This is a genomic window from Streptomyces sp. B21-083 (assembly GCF_036898825.1).
In the GTDB taxonomy this organism is placed as follows: Bacteria; Actinomycetota; Actinomycetes; order Streptomycetales; family Streptomycetaceae; genus Streptomyces.
Genome location: NZ_JARUND010000001.1, coordinates 5179249 through 5201942, shown reverse-complemented (window position 1 = coordinate 5201942; position 22694 = coordinate 5179249). Strand labels below are relative to the sequence as shown.

20 protein-coding genes and 1 pseudogene are annotated in these 22694 nt (G+C 70.5%); 12 read left to right on the top strand and 9 right to left on the bottom strand.

Annotation, left to right across the window (positions count from 1 at the left end; all coding sequences use genetic code 11):
• Positions 1 to 65: 65 nt before the first annotated feature.
• Positions 66 to 1859, bottom strand: coding sequence for a lysyl oxidase family protein (locus tag QA861_RS23360; RefSeq protein ID WP_334590239.1), 1794 nt, complete (start codon positions 1857 to 1859; stop codon positions 66 to 68).
• A gap of 163 nt (positions 1860 to 2022) precedes the next feature.
• Positions 2023 to 3825, bottom strand: coding sequence for a sigma-70 family RNA polymerase sigma factor (locus tag QA861_RS23355; RefSeq protein WP_334590238.1), 1803 nt, complete (start codon positions 3823 to 3825; stop codon positions 2023 to 2025).
• Between the two features lie 206 nt (positions 3826 to 4031).
• Here QA861_RS23355 and QA861_RS23350 point away from each other — a divergent pair, with 206 nt between their 5' ends.
• Positions 4032 to 4457, top strand: a complete 426-nt coding sequence (locus tag QA861_RS23350; protein ID WP_334590237.1) for an SsgA family sporulation/cell division regulator — start codon at positions 4032 to 4034, stop codon at positions 4455 to 4457.
• A gap of 223 nt (positions 4458 to 4680) precedes the next feature.
• A complete protein-coding gene (locus QA861_RS23345; protein WP_334590236.1) occupies positions 4681 to 5115 on the top strand; it encodes a hypothetical protein in 435 nt (144 codons plus the stop codon).
• 137 nt (positions 5116 to 5252) lie between these two features.
• Here the strand turns inward: QA861_RS23345 and QA861_RS23340 are convergent, their stop codons facing one another.
• Positions 5253 to 6212, bottom strand: coding sequence for an ABC transporter substrate-binding protein (locus QA861_RS23340; RefSeq protein ID WP_334590235.1), 960 nt, complete (start codon positions 6210 to 6212; stop codon positions 5253 to 5255).
• A 400-nt stretch (positions 6213 to 6612) separates the two neighbouring features.
• Between QA861_RS23340 and QA861_RS23335 the strand changes: the two genes are divergently transcribed.
• The 4 genes from QA861_RS23335 to QA861_RS23320 are packed head-to-tail and all read left to right on the top strand — an operon-like array spanning position 6613 to position 11371.
• Positions 6613 to 9837 (top strand): ATP-binding protein, encoded by a 3225-nt coding sequence (locus QA861_RS23335; protein WP_334590234.1) that lies wholly within the window; start codon positions 6613 to 6615, stop codon positions 9835 to 9837.
• Positions 9834 to 10310, top strand: coding sequence for a roadblock/LC7 domain-containing protein (locus QA861_RS23330; protein ID WP_334590233.1), 477 nt, complete (start codon positions 9834 to 9836; stop codon positions 10308 to 10310). The genes QA861_RS23335 and QA861_RS23330 overlap by 4 nt, the downstream gene beginning before the upstream one ends.
• 31 nt (positions 10311 to 10341) lie before the next feature.
• Positions 10342 to 10785: a DUF742 domain-containing protein gene (locus QA861_RS23325; protein WP_334590232.1), complete on the top strand. Its 444-nt coding sequence runs from the start codon at positions 10342 to 10344 to the stop codon at positions 10783 to 10785.
• Complete coding sequence (locus QA861_RS23320; protein WP_334590231.1) at positions 10772 to 11371, top strand: GTP-binding protein; 600 nt, start codon at positions 10772 to 10774, stop codon at positions 11369 to 11371. Before QA861_RS23325 ends, QA861_RS23320 begins: the two co-directional genes overlap by 14 nt.
• 81 nt (positions 11372 to 11452) lie before the next feature.
• On the opposite strand, the gene QA861_RS23315 is transcribed toward QA861_RS23320, so the two are convergent.
• Genes QA861_RS23315 through QA861_RS23305 form a run of 3 tightly spaced genes read right to left on the bottom strand, consistent with a single transcriptional unit; the run spans position 11453 to position 14015 of the window.
• Entirely contained in the window at positions 11453 to 12118 is a 666-nt protein-coding gene (locus QA861_RS23315; RefSeq protein WP_334590230.1) for an ABC transporter permease, read from the bottom strand.
• Positions 12115 to 12837: an ABC transporter permease gene (locus QA861_RS23310; RefSeq protein WP_334590229.1), complete on the bottom strand. Its 723-nt coding sequence runs from the start codon at positions 12835 to 12837 to the stop codon at positions 12115 to 12117. The genes QA861_RS23315 and QA861_RS23310 overlap by 4 nt, the downstream gene beginning before the upstream one ends.
• Positions 12834 to 14015: an ABC transporter ATP-binding protein gene (locus QA861_RS23305; RefSeq protein ID WP_334590228.1), complete on the bottom strand. Its 1182-nt coding sequence runs from the start codon at positions 14013 to 14015 to the stop codon at positions 12834 to 12836. Before QA861_RS23305 ends, QA861_RS23310 begins: the two co-directional genes overlap by 4 nt.
• Positions 14016 to 14180: 165 nt before the next feature.
• On the opposite strand from QA861_RS23305, the gene QA861_RS23300 reads away from it, so the two are divergent.
• From QA861_RS23300 to QA861_RS23285, 4 genes are all read left to right on the top strand, one after another.
• Entirely contained in the window at positions 14181 to 14369 is a 189-nt protein-coding gene (locus tag QA861_RS23300; RefSeq protein WP_334590227.1) for a hypothetical protein, read from the top strand.
• Positions 14370 to 14558: 189 nt separating this feature from the next.
• Positions 14559 to 15287: a hypothetical protein gene (locus QA861_RS23295; protein WP_334590226.1), complete on the top strand. Its 729-nt coding sequence runs from the start codon at positions 14559 to 14561 to the stop codon at positions 15285 to 15287.
• Positions 15288 to 15402: 115 nt separating this feature from the next.
• A complete protein-coding gene (locus tag QA861_RS23290; RefSeq protein ID WP_334590225.1) occupies positions 15403 to 15978 on the top strand; it encodes a YdeI/OmpD-associated family protein in 576 nt (191 codons plus the stop codon).
• A gap of 105 nt (positions 15979 to 16083) precedes the next feature.
• On the top strand, positions 16084 to 16326 hold the full coding sequence (locus tag QA861_RS23285; RefSeq protein ID WP_334590224.1) for a hypothetical protein: 243 nt from the start codon (positions 16084 to 16086) through the stop codon (positions 16324 to 16326).
• A 42-nt stretch (positions 16327 to 16368) separates the two neighbouring features.
• On the opposite strand, the gene QA861_RS23280 is transcribed toward QA861_RS23285, so the two are convergent.
• Positions 16369 to 17265: an NAD(P)-dependent oxidoreductase gene (locus QA861_RS23280; RefSeq protein WP_334590223.1), complete on the bottom strand. Its 897-nt coding sequence runs from the start codon at positions 17263 to 17265 to the stop codon at positions 16369 to 16371.
• 95 nt (positions 17266 to 17360) lie between these two features.
• On the opposite strand from QA861_RS23280, the pseudogene QA861_RS47105 reads away from it, so the two are divergent.
• Positions 17361 to 19394, top strand: a pseudogene (locus tag QA861_RS47105) (protein O-GlcNAcase); the annotation flags it as partial.
• Between the two features lie 232 nt (positions 19395 to 19626).
• Positions 19627 to 20469: a YVTN family beta-propeller repeat protein gene (locus QA861_RS47100; protein ID WP_443041572.1), complete on the top strand. Its 843-nt coding sequence runs from the start codon at positions 19627 to 19629 to the stop codon at positions 20467 to 20469.
• Positions 20470 to 20680: 211 nt separating this feature from the next.
• Here QA861_RS47100 and QA861_RS23265 read toward each other — a convergent pair whose 3' ends face one another.
• Positions 20681 to 20968 carry an SCO5918 family protein gene (locus QA861_RS23265; protein ID WP_006375774.1) on the bottom strand — a complete coding sequence of 96 codons (288 nt, stop codon included), beginning with the start codon at positions 20966 to 20968 and terminating at the stop codon, positions 20681 to 20683.
• Positions 20969 to 21063: 95 nt separating this feature from the next.
• Positions 21064 to 22629: a DEAD/DEAH box helicase gene (locus QA861_RS23260; protein WP_334590221.1), complete on the bottom strand. Its 1566-nt coding sequence runs from the start codon at positions 22627 to 22629 to the stop codon at positions 21064 to 21066.
• Between the last annotated feature and the right edge of the window lie 65 nt (positions 22630 to 22694).

Genomic DNA, 22694 nt, shown 5'->3' with positions numbered 1-22694 from the left:
CCGCACCTCCGAGCGGGCTGTTCTCCCCCCGGAGGTGCGGCACGCGGCCTGTTTGCGTCGTCCGGTTACTTCACGTCGATCAGGTCGTGCGGCGGTACCGTCACCGTCCGCGCGCCCTCCGTGCCGCCGAGGATCACCTTGCGCAGGGCGACGTTGTTGTCGAGGTTGGTCTCCTGGAGGCGCTTCTCCGGGTTGGCGATGACCTGGATGTAGTACGTGCCGTTCGGGAGGCCGGTGATGTCGAAGGACTGGCCCGGACGGTACTGGGTGTACGTGTCGCCGGAGCCCACGTCGAGCACCTCACGTACCGAGAGGGCGCTCTTCTCACCGCACGCGGTCGACAGGTCGGTGTTGTAGGGGTGCCAGTTGGCGTTCTTCACCGTGTAGTCGATCGCGTCGGTGTTGGCGAGGCAGAACGCCTCCTTGCCGCTGCGCACTTCCTCCTTCTGGTCGGCGCTCAGGAGGCGGTAGCTCGCGAAGTCGGTGAAGTGCCAGTGCTCGTGGCCGATCCGCGGGTCCCACTCCATGGTGCCGGTCGGCGTGTAGCCGACCTGCTTGCCGTTCGCGTCGTAGAAGTACTGGTAGGCGTCCATCAGGTCCTTGCCCGGCTTGCGGAAGCCGTCGACGACCAGCGGGCCCGGGCCGGCGTTCCAGACGTTCGCGCTGAACGCCAGGTAGTCCTTTCCGGCTACGTCCCCGTCCTCGCCGTCCGTGACCGCGATGTCCCACGCCGGCAGTGAACGCAGGTCCGGCTTGGGCACGTTGGCCGGTACGGCCGCCCTGCCCGTGGGCCGCTGGGCGGCGGCCTTCAGCGCGGGCGCGACACGCGAACCGTCGGTGTGGCCCGGACCGTCGCCCAGGTGGTTCGCCGTGCCCAGGTCGATCAGCGCGTTGGGGAAGGCCGGGATGGTGGGCATGTCCGCGCCACGTGGACCGTAGTGATGTGACGTGGGCGGAGCGGACATTCGGCCCGCATGACCCTCGTGGCCGCCCTGTCCCCCGTGGCCCCCTGCGTGGTGGGCGGAGGATCGCGCGGCCAGCCCCACTCCGCCGCCTCCGCCTCCGCTTCCGCTTTCGCCGCCGTTGCTCGGCGGCAGTACCGTCACCTTGATGGTCGGCTGGTCATTGGGGATGCCGAAGAAGTCGCGGTACACCTTCCCGATCGACACCTTGGCGGTGTACTCCCCCGCCTGCAGGTCCAACGGGTTGTCGTAGTCGACCGAGCCGGCGTTGGTGGCCCAGCCCTTCTCCACGCCCCACACGCCGCCCAGCGTGAAGGGGTTGGTGGAGCAGCTCTCCGGGAAGTGCGAGGTGGCCGGGCCGTCCGGACGGATGCGCCCGGAGGCGTTGTTCGGGCAGAACGTGCCCTTGCTCTTCGCGACCTCCTGACCAGCCGCGTTCGTGAACGACACCTCCAGGAAGCCCGGCAGACCCGCGAAGTCCTTCACCATCCCGGGAGGCAGTCTCTTCGCCTGCGCCTTGCCGCCCTTGCGGATGATCTGCTCGGCGATCACCGGGTCCTTGTACGACTTCCGGGTCACCTTGAACTCCAGCGGTACGTCGTCCACCGTGACGTACGTGCCGAGGTCCAGGTAGACGCCGGGTTCCCCCTCGTAGCGTTCGGTGGTCACGGAGTCCGACGCGGCCACGAGCCTGAGCTTCGGCTTCGTGGGCGCGGCGCTCGAAGCGGTTCCGGCGCCCGGAGCCGCTCCGGCCACCGACACGACGACGGCCAGCGCGGCCCCCGCGGCGAGTGCCGAGTGCTGCAAACGCTTTTTGTTACGTTGGCTGTCGCTCTTTTTGCCGCTGGTGGTGCTGTGCTGCTGAGTGGTCATCGGTTCCTCGTCTGCCAGTGCCATGGTCAAGTGGCATCGGACTGGACACCGCCCACGACGGCCGACATACGTACGGACGCACCCCACGCGCCCAAGCCGTTTCTGTGAGCAACCTGTGAGACAGGGGAAGCGGTGTTCAGGTTGCTCGGCGAGGAGAAATTCAACCGAAAGCGGTCCGACCGACCTCTCAACAACCCCCGGGATCAGGATCAGCAACGACCGGATCCGGAACCGGCGTCTCGTCAACCGGCCCCGGATCCAAGGGGGTTGAAACAACCGGCTCCGGCTCAGGTGTCGGCACAGAAACCTCCGGCGGCAAGGGCGGGACCGGCGGCACGGGCGGCACCGGAGGCACCGTAACTGGGGGCGCCTCCTCCACCGGCGGCACCGGAGGCACGTACGCCGGGACCTCCGGATCAGGAGCCACAGGAGGCACAGACGTCTCCGGCGGCACAGGAGGCACAGGTACCTCGCTCACCGGCGGCACCGGCGGCACGTACGCCGGAACCTCCGGATCAGGAGCCACAGGAGGCACAGACGTCTCCGGCGGCACAGGAGGCACAGGTACCTCGCTCACCGGCGGTACCGGCGGCACCGGCTGCTCGACCGGAGGTTCCGGCGCCGAAGGCGCGGGCTCGGCCGGTGCGCTGGGAGCGGGCGGAGGCGTCACCTCCGTACCGGAACCTCCACCGGACCCGCTGACCTCACCGGACCCATCGGCCCCACCCGACCCACCGGCCCCACCGGACCCCCCGTCCCCGCTCCCCCGAACCACCGTGACCACAGGCACCGACGGCACCGGCGGCACCGCCGGGACAGCCAAGCCGGCCGGGATCCCCGAAGCGGCGCCCCGCAGCACCGCCACCGGCACCCTGCCCGGCACGGTCACCGCACTCGCCTTCAGCGGGGCGGGCACAGGCACCGTCACCGGGACCTCCGCGACCGGCGCCGGTGTCAACGGGTTGTCCGCCAGGGGGACTCGGGGCTGTTCCCGCAGCTGGATCTGCGGAGAGGTGAGGGCGATGGTGATCGCGACGGCCACTGCCGCCGCCCCCGAGCTCAGCGCGAGCGCCTTGGGTATCTTCGAGCCGCCGGCCACACCGTGCCGTACCGCGTGCAGCACCCCACCACCATGGCCGGCCCCCGCGGAGGTCACGCCGGACGCGGTCGACGCACCGACGGACGCCGCCACCGACCCCGTCGCGCCCGCCAGCAGGTACTTCCCCGTGCCGCCCACCAGAAGCACCAGCAGGGCCGGCCCGACGAGCGCGGGCAGGCGGTCGTTCGTGCGCATCAGCAAAGCGAGTCGGTGACGGCAGTCGTCGCAGGTGTCCGTGTGGGCGAGGAGCTGGTCGGACTGGCGGCGGGTCGCGGTGCCGCGCACGTACGCGGGCATGCGGACCCAGTACGGCTCGCACGCCGTGTTGTCCGGGACTCCGAGCTGCTCACGCAGGAACGCCTGACGCATGCCCTCACGGGCGCGGTGGAGGAGTACCGCGGTGGCGCCCTCCTTGATGCCGTCGCCGAGCTGGGGCCCGATGTCCGCCAGGGGCTGCCCCTCCGCCTCCGCCAGCCACAACGCCTTGACCCAGCGGTCGGGGAGTTGACCCAGTACCCGTACCAACAGGTCGACCGAGGACACCTGTTCGGCGGGGTCGTCGATGTGACGCCCCTGGGAGACGACCCGTTCGGACCTCTCCAGCCGTTCCGGGCCGCCCTGCGGATCCTGCGGGGTCTCGCGCGCCGAGTTGCTGCCCGCGGTGGCGGCCAGGTGCCGGAGCGTCGTCATCAGGTACGCGGGCACGTTGTCGATCTCGTGCCCCGCCGACAGGCGCCGCCACACGCGGAAGTGCGCCTCGGCGACCAGATCCTCCGCGGCCCAGCTGCTCTTGGTGAGCGAACGCGCGAACGCAACGAGACGCGGCTGCTGTTCCTCGTAGATACGGGCGTACGCGTCGGTCGCGGCGGCGGTGGCGGTGTTGTCAATCATGGGCAGGAACACTCCAGTTACCTGCGGACGAGGTATCGGGGACGAGTTTGTATGGCTAGATGACAAAAACTGTTGAGTAATTACAGAAGGTGACGCACGTCACATGAAGTGACTCCCGTATCGGCGTAATGCGCGGGCACTACCGATGGTCGAGAAGGCAGCTCGACCCAACTGGCCCAACGCCTCACCCGAACGGGAAGTCGATCATGTCCAGACCCGTCCGCTCCCTGGAGCAGTCCGCCCGCGCCCGCCTGATCACCCCCGGTTACGAGGAGCTTCCACTCGTCGTCACCCTGCGCTACGAATCCGCCGATCCGCTCGCCGTCCACCTCGCCTTCCCCGTCGAGGTCTCGGCCGGCGGCGAGGGAGTGACCTGGACCTTCTCCCGGCTGCTCCTGGAAGAGGGGCTGGAAAACCCGGCCGGGATAGGCGAGGTCCACCTCTGGCCGTGCGGCCCGACCCACACGGTCGTCGAACTCCACTCGCCGTACGGGCTGGCCGTGGTCCGGTTCCGCACGGCGCAACTGCAGCGCTTCCTCCACCGCTCGTACGGCGTTGTCGCGCCGGGCATGGAGGACCTGGGCCCCGACGTCGAACGCGGACTCGCCCTGCTGCTGGGCGGCGTCAACTGACCCGGCGGCGACAGCGACCTGTGTGTGATCCGGACCGGCCAGGGGCAGCGGGAGGCCCTGAACCATCCGGTGGCGGAGCCCGGGGAGCCACACTCCCCCGGAGGGGCGCCACCGGAAGGACGACACCGGAGGGACACCACCGGACACCGTCCAGCCGATATTCCCTGGCAACCGGCCGCTCCCGCCGGTACGTTGCCGCCCATGACCGACAGCCGAAAGGGCCATGCCGCGTAGGCGCCCGTCCGCCCTGCGGGGCGAGATTCCCGTCCGGGGGCAGTACCGGCCGCCGTACGCCCCGATCGACCGCCTCTCCGGTTCCTGCACGGCCGACATACGGCGACTGGAACGGGCCCGCTTCTCCCCCGAGTCGACCACGCAGGCCTTCCGGGACTGGACGACGCTGGCCCACGGGCCGCTGAGCCGACTCGCGAGAACACACCCCGAGCGCGGGTCCTGTTCGATCTACTGCGAGTGCCGACCCGGCCTCTCCCGCGATCACCTCGAAGAGGTCCTCCACGCCCTCCCCAGGAAGAGCGCCCGCGAACTGCGCACTCTCGTACGGTCGTTGGACCGCACGATCCTCGACCGGGCCAAGGTGCTCCGTGCGGACGCGCCGGACGTCGTCTGGTGGCGGGGGAAGTTCTGTGAGTCCTACTGACGCCGCGCGGCCACACCCGGCGCCGCACCCGCGCCACACCCGCCGAAGGCGCCCCGACGAGAGCGCCCCCACAGCCGGCGAGCGCGATCGGCTCGGCGACGGTGGGGGCGGTTTCGTCACGGCGGTCCGGCGGACCGTCAGCCCAGGTTGGCCGTCTTCAGCCAGGCCTTGGCCACGTCCAGCGGGTCCTTGCTCTCCAGCTGCACCTGGGTGTCCAGGTCGAGCAGGGCCTTCGTGTCGAGCTTGGCGGAGACGGCGTTGAGGACGGCGACACCCTCCGGGGAGAGCCCGCTCTTGTAGACCAGCGGGGTCACGTTCGCGAATCCGAAGAGGTTCTTCGGGTCCTGGAGGACGACGAACTTCTCCTTGAGGATGGTCGGGTCCGTGGTGAAGATGTCCGCGGCCTGCACCGTGTTCTTCTTCAACGCGGCCTGGGTGAGCGGGCCGCCCGCGTCGAGCGCCTTGAAGGACTTGAACTTCAGCCCGTACATCGCGTCCAGGCCGAGCATGCCCTGCTGGCGGGTCTGGAACTCGGGCGAGCCGCCGAGGACCAGCTGCGGCGCGATGTCCTTGAGGTCGGCGAGCGTGGAGGTCGCGGTGAGGTTGTACTGCTTCGCGGTCGCCGCGTTGAGCGTGACGGAGTCCTTGTTCTCGGCCGGCGACGACTCCAGCAGCGTGAGCTTGGAGTCGAGCTTGGCCTTCGCAGCGGTGTTCACGGCACTGAGCGAGGTCTGCGCGGCCTTCGCGTCCAGGTAGGCCAGGAGCGAGCCGTTGTACTCCGGCAGGACGGTGATGGAACCGTTCTTGAGCAGGCCGTACGTGGTCTCGCGGCTGCCGATGTTGGGCTTGTAGGACACCTTGATGCCCTTGGCCTTCAGGGCCTCGCCGTAGATGTCGGCGAGCAGGATGCTTTCGGCGAAGTTGTTGGAGCCGACGACCACGGTGTCACCGGCCGCCTTGTCGCCGGCGAGCGGGTCGGACGTGCTGTCGGACGAGGAGGAGCATCCCGCCAGCAGGACTGTCACCGCCCCGAGGGCGACGACCGCCGCACCTGGGTGGTTCCTGAGAGACCTGCTGCTGTGGGCGTTGATAGTCACGGTTCCCGTTCCGGCGTGGAGTGTTGATGAAGACTCAAATACTTTGAGCTGATCCAATCCGGCCACTTCTTGATCAGTCAAGAAGCATCGTGTTACCGATCGACTTCTCTCCGTGATCATTGTGCATGGATCGGGAGATCACCTGTGTACTCCCCAGGAGCTCCCCAACAAGCCTCCGGGTACCGCTTCGTAATGGATTCTTGACTTAGGGCCACCCGTCCGACCGCTGGAAGAGGCGATAGTCTCCCCGGGGGTTGACATCCGCCACAGCAGTCGGTGGAGGCCGTGGCGGTGTGCGGGGGCCGCTTCCGTATCGTTTGTATTCGGACACGTGCATGCGGAAAACGACATGCACGCGCCCCCCATTTGCACGTCTGCGACACCTTCTGAAGGAGGCCCGGTGTCCACGAAAGAAGTGGACGCGTCCCCCCGGTCCGCATCCTCGGCACCGACGTCCGTGCGCCGGGGCCTGCGGGGTTTCGCCGACCGATGGCCCTTCCAGCGCAAACTGAACGTGCTCGTCGGTATCCCGCTGACGGTGATCGCGCTGCTGCTGTCGTACCTCATCGTCGACCTGGTGCGGGAGGCCGGCCGCGCGGAGGACGCCGCCCAGCTGGTGCGCGACAGCGCCCAGGTCGCTCAGCTGGTCGCCAAGCTGCAGGCCGAACACCAGCAGGCCATCCTGCTCTCGGTGCGATACGAAGCGGCGTTCGACGCCGGCACCCCCTCCACCGTCAGCTACCGGCAGGCGCAGTCGGCCGTGGACGACCAGGTGCGGAAGGTCGTCGACGCCTTCGGCGACCGGCTGCCTGACACCGAGGTGCAGGCGCTCAAGGACGTCCAGGCCCTGGCGAGCCTGCGGGCCATCATCGAGCAGGGCTATCTGCCCGCCACCAACATCGACCCGGCGTACTCGGGTGCGGCCGACGGACTCATCGACGGCCTGGGCCTGGACCGCAACGCCGACCTCGCGACCACCTTCACCGGTGACCTCCTCGACTCGCTACTGCGCGCCGACACCGCCCACGGCGCCTATGAGACCGGCGTCTTCTCCGCGGGGACCCGCGACAGCAACGCGCTCATCGAGTTCACCGGAGCGGTCGGCTCCTACGAGCTGTTCACCTACCAGGCCGAGCGGTTCGCCCGGTTCGCCGACGAGGCACAGACCGACAAGTTGGGCGGTATCGAGCACAACTCCTGGCAGGCCTCCATCGGCCGGCAGTACGCCGAACTGGCCGTGGACCCCAGCGCGTTGCAGGCCGAGTCCAAGAGCGCGATCCGGACGGCACTGCGAGCGGCCATCGTCTCCTACCCCAACTACCGCGCGCAGTCCGGGACCCGGCTGGACATCTCCACCTCGCTCATCGACCAGATCGCGGACCGGGCCGACAGCATCGCGACCAGCGCCAAGGTGCGTGCGGGCCTGCTGCTGACCCTGGCGCTGTTCTGCTTCGCCGTGTGGATCGCCTTCTCCATCCTGGTCCGCCGCTCCGTGGTCCGCCCGGTGCTGGCGCTCACGGGCGCCGCCCAGGAGGTCGCCGACGTGGCGGGCCGCGAACTCGCCCGCGTCGCCGACGACGACGCCGAGGAGTCCGGCTCCCCGCGGTTGCGTCAGCTGCCGGTCACCGCGGACGACGAGATCGGTGAACTCGCCGAGGCCTTCAACAACGTGCAGACCACCGCCGCCGCGCTGCTGGAGCGGCAGGTGCACAGTCGGCGCAACGTCGCCGAGATGTTCGGCAACGTCGGTCGCCGCGTCAGCAACCTGACCACCCGGCAGCTCGCGCTGATCGACGCGGTGGAACGCGGCGAGACCGACCCGGCGCTGCTCGAACGTCTCTACTCCATCGACCACATCGCGGTCCGTCTGCGCCGCAACGCCGACAGCCTGATGCTGCTGGCCGGCATCCGCGAGACCGTGCTGGAGTCGGGGCCGACCGCGCTCACCAACGTCGTACGTGCCGCGCTGGGCCAGATCGAGGGCTTCCAGCGGGTACGGCTGCGAGCCGCGACCGAGGCCATGGTGGAGCCCGACATCATCGGTGACCTGACGCTGATGATCGCCGAACTCCTCGAGAACGCCGTGTCGTTCTCGCCCGAGGACAGCCCCGTCGAGGTGGTGGTCGGCTCCGAGCACGACAGCGCGTCGATCACCGTCTCGGACCACGGCCTGGGCATGAGCGCCGAGCGCCTCGCCGAGGAGAACGCCCGCCTCGTGCGCCGCGAACGCCTCGACGTCATCCCGACGAAGGTGCTCGGTCTGTTCGTGGTCGGTGCGTTGGCGCGCCGCTGGGACGTCGATGTCACCCTGTCCCGTACCCCGGGCGGCGGAGTGACCGCCGAGGTGCTGATCCCGTCGACGCTGCTCCAGACGGCGAGCGAGCTGGAGCCGGCGGCCCGGCCCGCCACCCCCAACACGCCCGCCATGGCCGCCGCACTCGCCGCCCCGTCGGCCCCCGCGGCAGGCCCCTCCCCGTCGTCCTCGATACCGGCCCCGATACCGGCCAAGGTCCCGTCCTGGGCCACGAAGGACGACGAGGCGACCGCCCTCCCCCGCCGTGTCCCCCGCCGCGACGCATCCCCCGACGACCCGGAAACCGGGGACCCGCTGCGTTCGGCGTCCGCCACCGAGACGGACGCGGCCACGGCCCCCTCGTCCGCCCTGACGGACGCCACTGGCGCCGCAGGCCACACGACGGCGACCGGTGCCAACAGCTACGCGGCGGCGACCGGCTCCACCGGCCACACCGCTGAGGCCGGTTCCATCGGCCACACGGTGGCCCCCGGTCCCACCAGCCACACGACTGAGGCCGGTCCCACCAACCACACGATGCCCCCCGGACCCACCACCCACACGACTGAGGCCGGTCCCACCAACCACACGATGCCCCCCGGACCCACCACCCACACGACTGAGGCCGGTCCCACCAACCACACGGTGGCCCCCGGACCCACCAGCCACACGACTGAGGCCGGTCCCACCAACCACACGATGCCCCCCGGACCCACCAGCCACACGACTGAGGCCGGTCCCACCAACCGGCCGGCTGCGGCCGGCGACAGCCGTACAACAGACCAGCCGCCGCACGTCTACCCGGTCGGCTCCGAGAACGGTCTCCCCCGGACGGCACCTGCCCCCGGCGACTCCGGACGCGGACCGGGACAGGGTGCCACCGGCCACCCGGTCGCCCCCCAGCCCACCGCCCGTCCCCTCTCCGGGCAGGCCGGGGCCGACCCGTTCGCCGTCGGTCCCGACGGGTCCCGTCCGCTTCGGCGGCGGGTGCGTGGGGCGACGCTGCGGACCACCGCCGACGCCGCCGCCCAGCAGGCCGCGCGGCAGGCGGCCCGTCCCGCCGACGCGGACGCCGTACGCGATTCGCTCGACGAGTTCGAGGCCGCAGTGGCCCGCGCGCACCGCGACACCGGCGAGCACCGTCGCCCCACCGAAAACCCGGTCGCTCGCGGGAACGACCGCCGGCGCGACCACCGTCCCGACGTTTCACCCGACCGGACCGACCGGACCGACCGGACAGAGCCGTCCGACCCGTCCGACCCGATCACCGTCACGGACACCCCCCACCGCCAGAACCACCAGAACCACCTTCCGGAAGGAGCCGAGCAGTGAGCACGTCGACAGGTGAGACTCCCGCCGGAGAAACAAAGCCGATCGATCTTCGGGCCGCCGCAGCCGACTTCACTTGGCTGTTGAGCCGTTTCGCCACCGAGACCGCCGGCGTCGTCGACGCCATCGCGGTGTCCTCCGACGGGCTGCTGATCGCCGTGTCGGCGCTGCGCGAGCACGCCGACTCGGAACGGCTGGCCGCGATCGTCTCGGGCATCACCAGCCTGGCCGCCGGCGCCTCCGGCAACTACGGCCTGGGCGGCCTGAACAAGGTCATCATCGACCTGGAGGGCGGTCATGTCCTGGTCTCCGCGATCGGCAGCGGCGCCGTACTCGGCGTGGTCACCGGCAAGGAAGCCAAGCTCGGCAACATCGCCTACGAGATGACGGTGTTCGCCAACCGCGCGGGCACCGCGCTCAGTCCGCAGCTCGTCCTGGAACTGAAGAACAGCGTCGGCGCGACGCATACGCGCTGAGCGCGTGCCACCGTAGAGAGAGCGAACACCGATGGCGGACGGCCGCACACCGCGCGGGGCCGGCGAGGACGGCGTCGCCCCAGTCGGCCCCGCACCCGCCGTCCGGCCCTTCCTGGTCACCGCCGGCCGGGTCGCGGGCGGCGCGGGCGAGGCGTCGTCCGGCCGGACGATGCCCGTGGAGACCCAACTGGTGGCCACCACCAACGGGCTCGACACGCTCCACCGGCTCTCCTTCGAACAGCACGACATCGTCGCCGCCTGCCGCGTTCCGCAGTCCATCGCGGAGATCGCGGCCAGGCTGCGGCTGCACCTGAACGTGGTGCGGGTCCTCGCCGAGGACCTCCGGACGGCGGGCCAGCTGTCGGTGCACGTGCCCGACTCCGGCGTCACCCACGACGCATCCGTTCTGCGCAGGGTTATCGATGGCCTGCGGGCCATCCCCGACTCCCGGAGGGTACTCCGTGACACCGACTGAACCGCTGGTACGCGCCTCGGCCGGACAGGCCGCCGTACGGCCGCCGTTGCCGGTGAAACTGGTGATCGCGGGTGGCTTCGGCGTGGGCAAGACCACCGCCGTCGGCTCGATCTCCGAGATCGAGCCGCTGACCACCGAGGCCGCCATCACCGAGGTGGCGGCCGGCGTCGACGACCTCAGCCACACCCCGACCAAGACCACCACCACGGTCGCGATGGACTTCGGCTGCATCACCATCGACCCGACCCTGAAGCTGTACCTGTTCGGCACGCCCGGACAGGAGCGGTTCGGGTTCATGTGGGACGACATCGTGGAGGGCGCGATCGGCGGGCTGGTCATCGTGGACACCCGTCGACTCGACGACTGCTATGCCGCCGTCGACTACTTCGAGCACAAGCAGATCCCGTTCGCCGTCGCCGTGAACGCCTTCGACGGCCGGACCGCGCACACACTGGACGAGGTCCGCTGGGCCCTCGACGTGTCCGAGGGCGTACCACTGCTCGTCTTCGACGCCCGCGAGCGCGGCTCGGTACGGGACGCTCTGCTGGTTGTGCTGGAGCAGGCGCTGGCCCGGAGTGGCGGGTAGGCACCGTACGTACACATACCTACTGACGGTTGTGGGGAACTGCCGGCCCGTTGTGGCTGCTCGCGCAGTTCCCCGCGCCCCTCAACCCCGGCGTACGCCGGGAGAGACCGCCGCCCGGCCTGCCGCCCAGAACAGTGCCAGCGTCGCGAGCGCCATGCCGGCGACCAGGGTGGCGCCGCCCACGACCTTCTCGTAGTCGTGCTGGTAGAGACCGTCGACGATGTAGCGGCCGAGGCCGCCGAGGCTGACGTAAGCGGCGATGGTGGCCGTGGAGACGATCTGGATGGCCGCCGAGCGCAGACCGCCGAGGATCAGCGGGAGCGCGACGGGCAGTTCGACGCGGAGCAGGATGTCGGACTCGCGCATGCCCATGCCCCGCGCGGCGTCCACGGGAGGCGGGTCCACGGAGCGCATCGCCTCATAGGTGGTGACCAGGATCGGCGGGACGGCGAGGACGACCAACGGGATCATCACGGGCAGCATGCCGAAGCCGAGCGCGAGGGTCGCCACCACCAGCAGACCGAAGGTGGGCAGTGCGCGGCCGGCGGTGGCCACCAGGGAGAGCACGTTGCCGCCCCGCCCGTAGTGACCGGTGATCAGGCCGACCGGCAGGCCGATCACGGATGCGAGGGCGAGCGCCTGCAGGGAGTACTGGACGTGCTCCCACAGCCGGGTGGGTATTCCGTCGTAACCCTGCCAGTGCGCGCTGTCGCTGAAGAAGTGGTTGATGAAGTTGATGACGTTCACCGGGCTGCGTCCTCCAGGGCGGGCACGGCCGGCTCGGGACGGGCCCCGGCGGGCCTGGACTTCGCGCCGCGCGTGGCGCTCGGCATCCAGGGGGTGAGCAGGAGGCGTACGACGACCAGCGCCGCGTCCGCGAGCACCGCCAGGGCGGCACTGGTGATCACGGAGTTCCAGGCGAGTTCCGGCCGGTTGTAGATCTGCGCGTCGTGGAGCAGGTTGCCGAGCGCGCCCTGGTTGCCGATCAGCATGCCGACGCTGACGAGGCTGATGCTGGACACGGTGGCCACCCGCAGACCGGCGATGATGGCGGGCACCGCGATCGGCAACTGGACCTGGACGTAACGGCGTACAGGTCCGAAGCCCATGGCGGTCGCGGCGGCGAGGGTCTCCTGCGGAACCGACCGGACGCCGTCGACGATCGCCGGGACGAGCACGACCAGGCTGTAGACGGTGAGCGGGATCATCACCGTCAGTTCGGTCTGCCCCGTGTAGTCGATGAGGACGACGAAGAAGGCCAGGGACGGGATGGCGTAGAGGATGGTCGTCACCCACAGCACGGGCGGGTACAGCCAGCGCAGCCGCACGCACAGCTGGGCCAGCGGGAGCGCCAGCAGCAGCCCGCCCAGCACCGGCAGCAGGGCCTCGCGCAGATGGAGCCCGATGAGGCCGAGCCAGTCGTGCTGGAGGTCGCTGGGGATGTCGAAGAAGCGGTTCCAGTTCACCTGACGACCTTCTGCCCGCTCTTCCCGCCGCCCCCGCCGTCCCCGCCGTCCCCTGTGGTCGTCCGCTCCTCACGGCCTGCCGCGTGGGCGCCGCGGATGGCCTCGCCGATGGCCGCCTGCGAGACGACCCCGGCGGCCCGGCCCTCGGCGTCGACGGCGACCGCCCAGCCGGTGGGCGACAGGACGGCGCAGTCGAGCGCGGCGCGCAGCGAGTCCCTTCCGGCGGCGAACGGCCGCCCGTACGGCAGCAGTCGGCCGGCGTCGACCTGTCCGGCCGTCAGCGCGCCGGGCTCGCTCCAGCCGAGCGGACGGCCGTCCAGACCGGTGACGAGAAGGTAGGGGGCCTCGGTCGCGCCCCGTGCGGCGAGCTGCTCGGCGGTGGCGTCGATCGCGACGATCGGTGTGGTGAGCAGGTCCAGGTCGGCGGAGGAGAAGAACGACAGGCGCCGGATGCCCCGGTCGGCGCCGAGGAAGTCCTCGACGAACTCGTCGGCCGGGTCGGACAACAGCTCGGCGGGCGGCGCGAACTGGGCGAGCCGGCCGCCGGTGCGCAGTACGGCGACCAGCGTGCCGAGCTTGACGGCCTCGTCGATGTCATGCGTGACGAAGACGATGGTCTTGCCCAACTCCTCCTGAAGGCGCAGGAGTTCGTCCTGAAGCCCCTTGCGGACGACGGGGTCGACGGCGGAGAACGGCTCGTCCATCAGCAGCACCGGAGGATCGGCGGCCAACGCGCGTGCCACACCGACGCGTTGCTGCTGACCGCCGGAGAGCTGATAGGGGTACCGCTTGGCGAACGAGGCGTCGAGCCCCACCCGTTCCATCAGTTCCCGCGCCCTCGCCCGGGCCTTGTCCTTGCTCCAGCCGAGCATCCGGGGCACGGTGGCGATGTTGTCGACGATCGTCCGGTGCTGGAAGAGCCCGGCGTTCTGGATGACGTAACCCATGCCCCGGCGCAGGGTGTTGACCGACTGCTGCCGGCTGTCGACACCGTCGATGAGGATGGCGCCCTCGCTGGGCTCGACCATCCGGTTGATCATCCGTAGGGTGGTCGTCTTGCCGCAGCCTGAGGGGCCGACGAGGACGGTGATCGAACGATCCGGAATGTCGAGGGAGAGCCGGTCGACGGCCACCGTGCCATCCGGGTATCGCTTGGTGACTGAATCTATCCGTATCAAAACGCCGAACGCCCTTCGGGTCTGGCTCGTTCCGCCCACCCTTGACCAGCCAGGTTCGGGCCGTTGCGGAGAGAGTCTAAACCGCTGCCGTTTCGGCCGTTCAGCGGGTGAAGGCCGCCCTCGCCGACGAAGACACCTTCGTTCCCTCCACTCTCAGGAGCGACAGTGAGCAGGAAACGTTACGTCGCCCGGGGCGTCCCCGGCGGCTACCGGATCTGGAACAACCGGGGACAGCGTTGGTGGGGCGATCTGTACGAGCTGTGCCCCGACGACCTGCTCACCGAGCTCAACGGGGCCGCCGACCCCGACCGGATCACCGCCCTGCTCAAGCGGTACCGGGCGCTGAAGCGGTAGGAGGCGGGCCTCCCCCTGACAGCCGAATGGCGCCAGCCGGGGCAGCGAGGGCCGTGACGGCAAAACTCGCAGGTCAGCAGCGTGACAGGGGACATCCTTTCGGTTACTGAGGGTCGGCGAGCGGTTGCGGGCGGTGTCCGGATCTTCTCACCCTGGGCCCAAAGAGAGCAGCTCTCGAAAGGACTGCGCATGCGCGCCCTCGTATCCCGTTCCGGCCTCGGTTCCCGCTCCCGCGGGCTCCTCCTCCCGTCGTCCGTCGTCTGTGCCGCACTCATATTCGGTCCGGTCGGCACGGCCGCCGCCGTCAGCGACGCGAGCCGGGACGCCTACGCCTCCATCGGCGCCCGCGCGTCGTGGTCCTTCGCGTCCGTGGCGTCTTCCACGGCCTCCCCGTACGCGGACCGGATGCTCAAGCGGCTCGGCGCCCTGGACCGCGCCGACCGGAGTGACGTACTCGCCCCGGTGCTGAACGTCCTGACCGACCTCACCGAGCAGACGGGCACCGGCCGCCTGACGGCGACCCAGGCGGCCGGCTTCGCCGAGGCGGTCGAGACGGCGAAGGCCTCTCTCAAGCAGCGCCTCGCGGACCGGACCGGCACGACGAACCGGGCCGCGGCAGCCATGGCCGACCCGGTCTCGGACCTCCTGGACCAGCTCCAGGCAACGCTCAGCGGCCTCCTCGACACGGTGACCGGCCTGGTCGGCGGCCTGCTCGGCACGGTCACGGGCCTGGTGAGCGGCCTCCTCGACACCCTCGGCAGCCTCCTCGGCGGCCTCCTGGGCGGCCTGCCACCCCTCCCGGTCGCGCTCCCCCCGCTGGAACTGCCCCCGGCCCCGCTGCCGGCGCCGCTGACGGCAGGAGACGTGGCGGCAGGAGACGTGGCGGCGACGGGAAGTACGGCGGGCACGGTTCAGTGACTCGGACGCGCTAGCCCGATGGCCGGATGGCCCGTCCCCTCGGCTGTCGCCGGGACGGGCCCCGGTTCCCGCGAACCGCGCCCGTGACCTCGTCCGAATGTGATTCGCTGCCGGGGTGACTCAAGACCGGGAGACCGTCGTATTCGAATCCGCCGAGGCCTTCGAGGCATGGCTCAGTGAGAACCACACAGCCTCGCCAGGCATCTGGCTGAAGCTGCGCAAGAAGGGTCCCGGAATCATCGCGCTGGACTACGCCCAGGCCCTCGACGTGGCGCTCTGCTACGGCTGGATCGACGGCCAGAAGGCCGCGTTCGACGACGAGTGGTGGCTCCAGCGGTTCACTCCGCGCAGGCCGCGCAGCAGATGGTCCAAGGTCAACTGCGGCAAGGTGGCCGTCCTGATCGAACAGGGCCGGATGCGTCCCCAGGGGCTCGCGGAGATCGACCGCGCCAAGGCGGACGGCCGCTGGGAGGCGGCGTACGACAGCCCGAGGACCGCCACGGTGCCCGACGACCTCGCGGCGGCCCTGAAGGCCGACCCGGCCGCGGCGGCGTCCTTCGAGACGCTGGACCGGCAGACCCGCTACTCGATCCTGTACCGGGTCCAGGACGCCAAGAAGGCCGAGACCCGCGCCCGCCGGATCCAGACGTACGTGGAGATGCTGGCGAAGGGCGAGAAACCCCGCCCGTAGTCAGCACCCGTTCACACAGCCGGTCACGCGCCCGGTCACGCGGCGAGGTGATTCTCGCGCCACCTGACGAGGACGGGCCCCGCCCACCAGCAAGGGAGCAGCCGTATGCCCGGCCCGAACGAGAATCCCGTCCCGGCCGGTTCCGGCCAACTCACCGAGACCTTCGCCTTCGTCTGCCTCGACTGCGGCGCGGCCTGGACCCGCACCTTCGACCTCGTCTCCCTCCTCGACCCGGCCGGTTGTCTCAACCCCCTGGAGTACGTCGACGAGGACGGCCGCGCCATGCCCTCCCCCCTGACCGACGCCGTGTGCGGCGCTTGCGGCAGCCGCAAGGTGCGGGTCGGCTGAGGCGAGACCCGGCGCGGAGCCGACCGAAGGTCCGCCGCCCGCCTACTTCTCCTCGAAGGAGGCGAAGTACGCGGCTGCCATGTCCTCGTCCCCGTGCCCCTGTTCGGCCGCACGCCGGAACCGTTCGGCGCTCGCGGCGGCCACATCGAGCCGTACGCCGCCCCGCTCGCCCGCCTCGACGATCAGCCGGGCGTCCTTCGCGGCCGTGGACACCGCGAAACTCGCCGGGGTCAGCTTGTCGTCCAGGATCAGGGCGGCCTTGGCTCGCAGGTAGCCCATGTCGAGCGGGCCGCCGGCGATGACGTCGAAGAAGCTCTGTGGGTCGACACCGAGGGCCTGGGCGAGGGCGAGCACCTCGCCGGTCGCGTTGGTGGCGGCGAGCACCCAGCTGTTGGCGACGAGCTTGAGCCGCGTCGCGCTGCCCGCCCCGCCCTCCTCGCCGGTCCACACCGTACGGGCGCCGACCGCGTCGAGGACGGGCGCGACGGCCGCCCGGTGCTCCGTGGGCCCTGCGGCGAGTACGAGCAACTGCCCGGCCTCGGCCGGCTGCCGGGTCCCCAGCACGGGCGCGTCGAAGAAGGGAAGCCCCAACTCCTCAGCCATCACGCCCAGTTCACCAATGGCGTCCACCCCCGCAGTGGTCGACTGCACCCACCCGACCCCCGGCCGGAGCGCGGACGCGGCCTCGCGCATGACGTCCCGGACGGCGTCACCGTCGTAGAGCATCGTCAGGACGACATCCGCGTCCCGTACGGCGTCGGCGGGCGTGTCGGAGACCTGGACGCCGTTCTCGGCGGCCAGCGGTTCGGCCTTGGCGCGGGTCCGGTTCCACACCCGGACGGTGTGGCCGGACCGGGCGAGGTTACGGGCCATGGCGGCGCCCATGATGCCGGTGCCGAGTACAGCGACGGAGAGTGCGGGGGTCTCGATGTCGGTCATAAGGCCAGTAAAGCAAGTGGACGGGGTCTTGCCGTCCGGTGAATCCATCCACCAAGATTCCGCACGATGGATAAAATATTGAACCGGAGCCGGCCGTGACCCCGGCACTGAAGTCAGCGAGCGGCCTTCTGGCCGCGCTGGCCCTCTGTGTGCTGGGCACCGCCCCGGCCCCCGCCGCGACGGCGACGCCCCACTCCGCCACCGCGGCCTCCCTCCCCCACATCTGGCCGACACCCCAGCAGTCGCGACCCGGCCACGGCACCCAACCGGTTCCGAAGCAGGTCGTCGAGGTCATCGGCCACGCCACCGACCCCGCCGCCCGCGCCCTCGTCGAACGCGTCCTGCGTGACGCCGGCGCCCGCAGCATCCGTACCGTCATCGCGGGCCGCCCGACACCCCCCGCCGCCCTCACCGTCTACGTCGGCGGCCCCACCGAGAACCCGGCGACGGCACGGGCACTCAAGCGCCTGCACGCCGCACCCCCCAGCCAACTCCCCTCCGGCGGCTACACGTTGGCCACCGGCAAGGGCACCATCGCCCTGTCCGGTGTGGACACGACGGGCACGTTCTACGCGGCCCAGACCCTCCGCCAGCTGATCACTCACGGCTCGGTCCCCTCCGCGACCGTCCGGGACTGGCCGACGACCGCCCTGCGCGGAGTCATCGAGGGCTTCTACGGCGCCCCCTGGACCCAGCAGGACCGTCTCTCCCAACTCGACTTCTACGGCCGCACGAAGCAGAACGTGTACGTCTACTCCCCCAAGGACGACCCGTATCTGCGCGCGAACTGGCGACGACTACCCGCCCGCCCAGTTGGCGACCCTGAAGCAACTGGTCGACCGGGCCGCCGAGAACCATGTCCGCTTCACCTACGCCCTCTCCCCGGGCCTGTCGGTCTGCTACTCCTCGGCCGCCGACGTCCGCGCCCTGGTCGCCAAGTTCGAGTCGCTGTACGCGATCGGCGTGCGCTCGTTCGCCGTGCCGCTGGACGACATCAGCTACACGGCCTGGAACTGCCCTGCCGACAAGGAGAAGTTCGGCACCGGGGGCGGCGCGGCCGGCACCGCCCAGTCGACGCTCCTCAACTCGATCGTCAAGGACTTCGTCGCCGCACACGCGGACGTGACCCCGCTGGAGATGGTCCCGACCGAGTACTCCGACCTGGCCGACTCCCCGTACAAGACCGCGCTGCGGGAGAAGCTCGACTCCTCGGTCGTCGTCGAATGGACGGGCGTCGGGGTCATCGCGCCGACGGTCAGCACCGAACAGGCGCGTCAGGCACGGGAGTTGTTCGGCCACCCGATCCTCATCTGGGACAACTACCCGGTGAACGACTACACCACCAGCCGCCTCCTCCTGGGCCCCTACACCGGCCGCGAGGCAGGCGTGGCCACCCAGGTCACGGGCATCACGGCCAACCCGATGATCCAGGCGGAGGCCAGCAGACTCGCCCTCTTCACCTCGGCGTCCTATGCCTGGAACCCGAAGGCGTACGACCCCCGGGCCGCCTTCCTCGCCTCGGTGCGGGACTTCGCGGCCAACGCGCCGGAGCACACGGCCACTTCCCTTCGCGTCTTCGCGGAGAACAACTACTCCTCCCTCCTCGACGCCACCGAATCCCCCACCCTCACCCCGCTCCTCAAGGCGTTCACGACCGCCTACGAGAGCGGCGACGGCCTCGGCAAGGCGGCCCGCGCCCTGACCGCCTACTTCGGGACGATGGCCGCCACCCCCGCCGACCTCCGCGCGAACCTCCCCAACTCACGTTTCCTGAGCGAGACTTCGGCGTGGCTGGACAAACTGGGCGCATACGGGGAGGCAGGGAGGACCGCCGTACAGCTGATGCTCGCGCAGGCAGCCGGCGACTCTGACGCGGTGTCCACCCTCTATGCCCGCCTCCAGTCGCAGCGCAGGCAACTCGACTCGGTCCCGCAGCAGGTCGCCCCCGGCGTACTGGACCGCTTCCTGTTCGACGCGACCCTGCGAGCCGCCCCCGACCCGGGCCCGGACGCCTCCTTCACCCCCACCTCCCTCTCCCTGACCCCCGGCGGCACGACGACAGCGACCCTCACGATCGCCGACAACCGCTCCACCACCGCCCGTGCAACTACCTGGAACATCAAGGCGGTTGACGGTCTGACCGTCACCCCGTCCACGGGTACGGTCACCGTCCCGGCAGGCGGCAAGGCCACCGCCACAATCACGTTCACGGCGGCATCCGGAGCGAGTGCGGGCACAAGGTCGGTCGCCGTCGCCGGAGACGGCCTGCTGAGCCGAGCAATCCCCGTACGGATAACCGGAGTTGTCGGCGGCAGCGAACGCGCCCTGACCGCCAACTTCAGTGGTGCGTCGGTCAGTTCGGTGGACCTGACCTCCGGCACGTCGACGGAGATTCCGGTCGGCGCCAACCCGGGGGAGGTCGTGGTCAGTTCGGACGGCCGTACCGCCTATGCGGCGAACCAGGGTTCGGACACGGTGAGCGTCATCGATGTCGCCACCGCGAAGGTCACCTCGACCGTGGCGGTCGGGGACGTACCGGCGGGCCTCGCCCTCACCCCCGACGGCCGCACCCTCTGGGTCGCCGACTACTCGGACGACGCCGTCCAGCCGATCGACCTCGCCACGAACACACCGGGCGCGAAGATCCCGGTGGGCGACGGCCCGGAGAACATGGCGATCACCCCGGACGGCACCACCTTGTACGTGGCGAACATCCACGACAGCACGGTGAGCCCGGTCGACATCGCGACAGGCAGGGCGGACACGCCGATCGCGGTCGGGCCGAACCCGTTCAACGTGGTCGCGGCTCCCGACGGGCGGACGGTGTACGTGTCCAACTCCGGCGGCTCGACGGTCACTCCCATAGACACCACCACGAACGACACCCGCCCGACCTTCCTGGTCACCGGTCAGGCGTACGGCCTCGCCGTCTCCCCTGACGGCCGCACCCTCTGGGTCAGCGCGAGCAACGGTGACACGATCACCCCGCTGGACACGGTGACCGGCGCTCCGGGCACCCCGGTCACCGTCGGCCGCTCCGCCTTCGACGTCACCCTCGACTGGAACGGCACCACGGCCTACGTCACCACGGCCGACGCGGGCACCCTCATCCCGGTGACAACAGCAACAGAAAAGGTAGGCACCCCCCTCAAGACGGGCGCCTACCCATTGGCAGCAACGGTGACAGGAGTACCGATCAACTAGTTCCGACCAGGTCCACCCGCGCCCCTCTCCAGGGGCGCGGGAATCTGACCTTTCAGGAGCGCGGGGAACTGGCCTTTAGGGGCGCGGGGAACTGCGCGACCAGCCACGACGCACCCGCAGGTTCAAGGGGCGCGGGGAACTGCGCAAAACCACAACGCACCCGCAGCCAAGAACGCACCGGAACCCGCCGAACCGCCCTACAAACGGAGTGCTACTGCATCTCGGCCCAAGGGTCGATGACCGCCGGCCGGGCCGGAGCGGGCGCGGCGGCCGGACGGCAGGTGAAGCCGAGCCGGTTCAGCGCCGCGATCATCTCCTTCTCGGTGAAGTCCCGCCGGTCGAGGCGGGTGATCACCGCGCCGACCTGCTTGACGGGGTAGTCCACGCCACCGATACCGACGGCCGCACTGGTGATGGGCTCGGGAGCTACCCCGTCCATCTTGTGCGTGACCTCGCTCATGATCAGGTCGAACGGGAATCGGGCGATCACACAACGCATGGTGCCTCCGCAGGTCAGAAGGGTCCGGGGTCAGTGGTTCTGGCGCCGGTCGGCCTGAACCGACCGGCTGGGGTGGAGCTGGGGCGGCGCGGGGGTCAGCCGGCCTGACGGGCGTCGGAACCCGGGCGCCGGTTACGGGGCGCCCTGCGTCGGCGGCTGCGAGGCTCACCGGCGGAGTCCTGCTCCGTACGGGCGGACGGGTTACCGCCCGACACACGCGGCGGCTTGGCACCGCCACCGGTCGGACGTGACGCCTTCTTGGCACTGCCACCGGCCGCCGTACGGCCCTTGCCGGCGGCGCCACCGCCCGCTGTGCGCGCCGTGGCCGAACCGCCCTCGGTGGAGCCGCGGCGGGAACGTGAACCCGAACCCGTACCCGAGCCGGAACCCGCGCCCGAACCGGACCGGGACCGCGAGGATCTGGACCGGCCGCCGGAGCCGTCGCCCTTGGGGGCGGCCGGCGGGGTGGGGGCCGGAACCGGGATGACCACAGGTATGCCCGAAGGCGTACGGGCACCGGTGATGCGGGTCAGTTCGGCCGCACCGGGGGAGACCTTGGCCGTGTTCGGGTCGACGCCCGCCGCCCGCGTCAGGCTCCGCATCTCGCGGCGCTGCTCGGGCAGGACCAGGGTGACCACACTGCCGGAGGCTCCGGCACGTGCCGTACGGCCGCCGCGGTGGAGGTAGTCCTTGGCGCCGCCGGGCGGGTCCACGTTGACGACCAGGTCGAGGTCGTCGATGTGGATGCCACGCGCGGCCACGTCGGACGCCACCAGCACGGTGACCTCGCCCGTCTTGAACTGGGCGAGTGTGCGCGTGCGTTGGGGCTGGGAACGGCCGCCGTGCAGGGCTGCCGCGCGGACTCCGCTCTTCAGCAGGTGCTTGGTGAGACGGTCGACGCTGCGCCGGGTGTCCATGAACATGAGCACGCGCCCGTCACGGGCGGCGATCTCGGTGGCGACCGTCTTCTTGTCGACGTCGTCGACATAGAGCACGTGGTGCTCCATCGTGGTGACGGCGCCGGCGTGCGGGTCCGTCTCGTGCACCAGGGGCTCGTGCAGGTAGCGGCGGGCGAGCCGGCCGACGTCCGCGTCGAGGGTGGCGGAGAACAGCATGCGCTGGCCCCTGCGCGGCACCTGGTCGAGCAAGTAGGTGACCTGCGGCAGGAAGCCCATGTCGACCATCTGGTCGGCCTCGTCGAGGACGGTGACGGAGACCCGGTCGAGGCGGCAGTCGCGGCGGTCGACGAGGTCGCGGAGCCGGCCGGGCGTCGCGATGACGACCTCGGTGCCGGCGCTCAGCGCACGGGCCTGACGCGCGATGGGCAGGCCGCCTACGATCGTCGTCATCCGCAGGTTCATGGCGTGGGCGTGCGGGGTGAGCGCGTCCACGACCTGCTGGGCGAGTTCACGGGTCGGTACGAGGACGAGGGCCAGCGGACGTCCCGCCTCGGCGCGCTGTCCGGCGAGGCGGGCCAGCATGGCCAGGCCGAAGGCCAGGGTCTTGCCCGAGCCGGTCTGACCACGGCCCATGACGTCGTGACCCGCGAGGGTGTCCGGCAGCGTGGCCGCCTGGATCGGGAAGGGGACGGTGATGCCCTCGACGGTGAGGGAGGCCAGCAGCGAGGGCGGCAGGCCCAGGTCGGCGAACGACCGGTTCATGCAGAACCTTCCTCAATGCGGCACGTCGACAGAATCACGGCAGCGCTCAGCGTCCGCCGCGACAG